The sequence below is a fragment of the Bacillus cereus group sp. BceL291 genome (assembly GCF_051776705.1).
Lineage (GTDB): Bacteria > Bacillota > Bacilli > Bacillales > Bacillaceae_G > Bacillus_A > Bacillus_A cereus.
This window is the reverse complement of the sequence record NZ_JBPWAP010000209.1, coordinates 1-1,621: the sequence shown is the minus strand read 5'-3', so window position 1 is coordinate 1,621 and position 1,621 is coordinate 1. Positions and strand designations below refer to the sequence as shown.

Genomic DNA, 1,621 nt, shown 5'->3' with positions numbered 1-1,621 from the left:
AAACAAAATGCGGTCTTTCCATATAGTTTTTTATTATCTTTTGTAGATTTTATAAAAGCGGGCATATCAAATAAACCCTGACGGGTTTCAATTTTTTACTATGCTACCTGATGAGTAGAAGTGGTATACTCATAGACAACACCCAAAATATCAAAGACTGTCTTTTTCTCGTATCGATGAGATTTTCGTCCGTTGTGCTGTAGGAAGTTAAACAGACGAAGGAGAACCTTTGATAATTCTTGGGTGTTTTTGTGTAATGCTTGGTAAAAAAGTGAAAAATAATCCTTAATTATGTACATCGCTTTATATTCACTTAGCTCTTTCTGTTTCTTACGTAATAGGAGTTCTCGCATTTTAAACATAGTAGAAGAACATAATAGAATACTAATGAGTTGCCCATAAAGATGACATTCTAATCGCTCTTGTTTAATAGATTTACAACAATGAATTTGAAACCAAGATTTCCATATTTTAAATAACAGCTCAATTTGCCAACGTAATGAATATAAATCATAGATTTTCTCTTTTGGTACCCATTCCGTAGGAATGTTTGTCATATATACCGTAATACCTTGTAAAAGCTTTGTACGCTCTGTATATGTAATTCCTTTTTTCTTTTCACGAATAGCTCGGTCACGTAGGCGTTTCTGTTTTTGCTCCTCGGTACACCTATAAACTACAATACGAGTAGGCAATTTGTCCTTACTCCCTACATATACATCGTGTAATTCATACACTTGGCCAGGTTGTAGTTGTTTCATAATGTCTTCCAAATGAATTTGTATATATACTGGTTTCAATTGAGAGGGTTTTGTTTTAAATACCACTGTTTCGAACTCTTTTCTATATATTTTAGTTGGTAACTTAAGACGAGATAAATAATACCCCTGCTTGTCTTGAATAGACTTAAAGTCTTGTAGACGAAAATATCCTAAGTCACGAATATACAGCTCATTCTTTTGTATCATGCCTGTTCGAGTCGCACCATACGCCTGATCACTTCGTTTTCCTGGTTCAATTTTCACATCAGAAAATTCCCCACTCAACAAGTCATACTCTAGTTGAATTTTCACACCAGCTTTATGACTACATCCTCCGGCACCAGGATAGGTAGATGCGAATCGATCTGGAACCTGAAAGGTTGTAGAATCAAGGATGCGAATGCGCTCAAAGTAGGAAGAAAGAGAATGAGAAATCTTAGATACGCCTCCAATTTTAGCTTGTAGAAGTGTAGTAAATACAGTTCGAAAGAAGGCTACAGAAGCAGAGTTAAATCGTCGATTAAGTCCTTCCGGACTTAATAAAACTCCTGTTGAAGTTTCTAATTGACTACATAGTTGAGTAAGAGAGGTAGTAGCGACTTGTTGATTTAGCCATACACACAAAGATAAGAAATGGTGCCCGTGGCACTTACGTTTTCGTTTCATTCCGCCTGCTTCTATGGCTAATTGATTAAGTGTAGCGGGAGACATATATCGATATAACTCTTCAGCGAATAAAGATAATTCTTGTTTTTGATTCATATTCATAAAAAACACGTCACCCTTTCTCATTAACATAAGAAAATAGTAACGTGCTTTTAACTTCAAAAATAGTCTAAATCCTTAAGTTGATGGATGTG

The 1,621-nt window shown here is 35.2% G+C and carries 1 protein-coding gene; it reads right to left on the bottom strand.

The annotated features are described in order from the left end of the window. Nucleotides 1-98: 98 nt before the first annotated feature. Nucleotides 99-1,529, bottom strand: a complete 1,431-nt coding sequence (locus tag ACS2CR_RS34095; protein ID WP_153603188.1) for an IS4 family transposase — start codon at nucleotides 1,527-1,529, stop codon at nucleotides 99-101. Nucleotides 1,530-1,621: the final 92 nt, after the last annotated feature.